Genomic DNA, 3,308 nt, shown 5'->3' on the forward strand with positions numbered 1-3,308 from the left:
TTTGCGGCCGCAAGCACCGCCCTGTGGCAACGCGCACTGGCCCGGGTGGCCGCGCATGCCCAAGCCCATGGCGCCCATTTGGCGCGCACGGTGGTGCTGGTGCCCTACGCCCAGCTCATGCCCTGGGCGCAGCGCCATTGGGTTCAGCAGTTCCCGCAGAGCTTTGCACCACGTTTTGAAACCACCCGCAACTGGGCCCGCCAGCTGCAAGCGTTTGAACCCACGGGCGACGACCTGGCGGGCGACGTCGCGCGCGACACCCTCACGGCCCGCACCTTGCTCGACCGTGTGGGGCAGGGCGGGCAGCGCGAGGTGCTGGCCACGCCACTGCAGGAGGCCGCTGCCCAATTGGCCCCGGTGATTGCAGCCGTGCCCCCAGCCCTACGCGCTGCCTGGGGTGACGAGGCACGGAAGCTGCTGACCACGCCGGAAGAAGGTACAGCCCTGCATTACGAGGCTATGGTGGCTCGCCTGGCGCTGGAATGGGCACTGGTATCGCGCTACGCAACCGATGTGCTGTTTGAGCCCGGCGTTCGCGGGGCAGTGGATGCGCTGGTGGTGCTGGAGGGATTTCAGTCTGACACGCTGACCCGGGCCCTGCAGGCGCATTGGGGTGAGCAAGGTGTGTGCATTGCGCTCCCCGCGTTGGTCGGTGATGCGGGTTCACCACCGCAGTGGGCCCTGCACGCCGCAACGGACGCCGAAGACGAGGCGCACCGTGCTGCGGCCTGTGTGCTGCGTCATGTCGAGCAGGGGCGGGTGCCCGTGGCCCTCGCTGCCACTGACCGCGCACTGATCCGCCGTGTCCTGGCCCACCTGGACAGCAGTGGCGTATTGGTGCGCGACGAAAGCGGCTGGATTCTGTCCACCACGCGCGCCGCTTCACGGGTCATGGCCGTGCTGCAGGCGGCTGCGTGGAATGCCTCTTCCAACGAGGTGCTGGACTGGGTCAAACACACCCCAGCGCTGATGCCTGGCGAGGTCAATCGCCTGGAGCAATGGCTGCGCAAAGGTGTGGTGCAGCACTGGAGCGCCGCCGCCCAGTGGGGTTTGAAGGGCGACGTGGGTGCGCAGCCCCACCTGGCCCGCACCGTGGCCACCGTAGACGCATGGCGCAACACCCTGCGCGCTGCACGGCCGCTAGCGCAGTGGCTACCCGCTTTGCGCACGGTGCTGGAGCAGGCCGGCCAATGGCAGGGTCTGCAGGCCGACCCTGCTGGCATGCGGGTGCTGGCCGCCTTGCGCCTGCAAGACGGTCAGCAGTCAGAGCTGGACGGCTGGGGCGACAGTGCGGGCCGCTGCATGACACTGGCCGAATTCACCCGTTGGGCCAAAGACGTGCTGGAGGCCGGGCGCTATGTGGCCGCGCAGGCGACTGGTGCCCCCGTGGTGGTGGTGCCCATGCCGCAACTGCTGGGCCGCCCCTTCGCCGCCGCCGTGTTGCCGGGTTGCGACGAAAAGCGCCTGCAACCTGCTCCCGAACCCGCTGGCGACTGGACACAGGCCCAGCGCGAGGCCTGGGGCCTGCCTACGCGCCAGTCGCTGGAGGCTGCCCAGCGTGCCGCCTGGGCCCATGCCCTGCGCACGCCGGTGGTGGATGTGCTGTGGCGCACCGGTGACGAAGGCGGTGAGCCCCTGCTGGCCAGCGCGCTGGTGCTGGCCCTGCAACTGGATGGTGCCGCCCTGCCGGGAGCCGATGAGCGCGGTGCGCGCGAGGTGGTCGCCACTCCCACGCTACGCCCCTTGCCTGTGGGCCAGGCGCTGCCGGTGACCCACCTGTCATCCACGGCGTATTCCGATTTGCGCCACTGTCCTTACCGCTTCTTTGCCCAGCGCCAACTGGGCCTGCGCGAGGCCGACGAGCTGGATGCCGAAGTGGACAAGCGGGACTTTGGCACCTGGCTGCACGCGGTACTGCAGCATTTTCATGAAGCCTTGCTGGCGGAGCCGACCGATGGTCTGGATGAGCGCCGTGTGCGCATGGACGCCGCCGCCGAGGCCGTCACCCGCGAGCAGCGTTTGCAGGACGGCGACTTTCTGCCCTTTGCCGCAGGCTGGACGCAACTGCGCGACGGCTACCTGCAATGGCTGGCAGGGCATGAGCAACAGGGCGCCACCTTCCGCCAGGCCGAGGTCAAGGCCCGCCAGCCGCTGGGCGATCTGGAACTCATCGGCACCATCGACCGCATCGATGGGGTCTCGTCCACCGGCGAGCCTGCGGTACTGGTGATTGACTACAAGACCGAAAGCGACAGCGTGACCCGCCAGCGCATCAAGGCTGGAGCAGAGGACACCCAACTTGCTTTTTACGCGGCCTTGTTGAGCCACGACACCCTGCGTGCGGCTTATGTCAACGTAGGCGAGCGCGGCGAGACACAGCTGCACGAACAAGACGAGGTGGTGCACCTGCGCGATGTGCTCATCGAAGGCATCCAGCACGACATGGCCCGCATCGCCGCCGGCGCGCCGCTGCCCGCGCTGGGCGAGGGATCGGTGTGCGAGTTCTGCGCCGTGCGCGGCCTGTGCCGCAAAGACTACTGGGCGGACGCTGAACAGGCGTTGCCCGCGCAAGAGACGCCATGACCGAGAGCCATTCCCCACCCGCCCAGGCCGCCTACGAACACAACGGCCGCCCCGTCTCGCGCGAGGCTTTCTACGCCATTGCCTGTGACCCCGCGCGCAGCGTGGCGGTGGAGGCCTGCGCCGGTGCGGGCAAGACCTGGATGCTGGTCTCACGCATGCTGCGGGCGCTGCTCGACGGCTGCGCGCCGCACGAGATCCTGGCCATCACCTTCACCAAGAAGGCGGCCGGGGAGATGCGCCAGCGTTTGCAGGAGTGGCTGGAGCAGTTCAGCCACAAGCCGCTGGAAGAACTGACGGCCGAGCTGATTGCACGCGGAATCAGCCCCCAGGGCGCGCTGGAAAAGCGCGAGGCGCTACAAAATCTATACCGCCAGCTGCTCACTGCAGGCCGCCCGGTGCAGATCCGCACCTTCCACAGCTGGTTTGCCGCGCTGCTGGGCACAGCCCCGCTGGCGCTGCTGCAACAACAAGGCCTGCCCGCGCACTTTGAGCTGCTCGAAGACGATGCCGAGGCCGTGCGCGAGGTCTGGCCCCCGTTTCTGCAGACCGTGGCCGACAGCGCCAGCCTGCGCGCCGACTACGAAGCCGTGGTGGCCCGCCACGGCCGCTCGCAAACGCACAAGGCCCTGGCAGCGGCGCTGGCCAAGCGGGTGGAGTTCGATCTGGCCGACGAGGCGGGCCACCACGGCTTCGTAGTCGGCGCGCAGGCTGGCGCTGTCGGCCAC

At 68.7% G+C, this 3,308-nt stretch carries 2 protein-coding genes; both read left to right on the top strand.

The features are described 5' to 3' along the window. Positions 1–2,583: PD-(D/E)XK nuclease family protein (locus DBR23_RS19810; protein WP_233250595.1), on the top strand; the 2,583-nt coding region annotated here is incomplete at its 5' end. Beyond that, positions 2,580–3,308: UvrD-helicase domain-containing protein (locus DBR23_RS31220; protein WP_233250596.1), on the top strand; the 729-nt coding region annotated here is incomplete at its 3' end. The genes DBR23_RS19810 and DBR23_RS31220, both read left to right, overlap by 4 nt.

Origin of the sequence: Acidovorax sp. HMWF018, from assembly GCF_003061035.1 — a bacterium.
In the GTDB taxonomy this organism is placed as follows: Bacteria; Pseudomonadota; Gammaproteobacteria; order Burkholderiales; family Burkholderiaceae_C; genus Acidovorax; species Acidovorax delafieldii.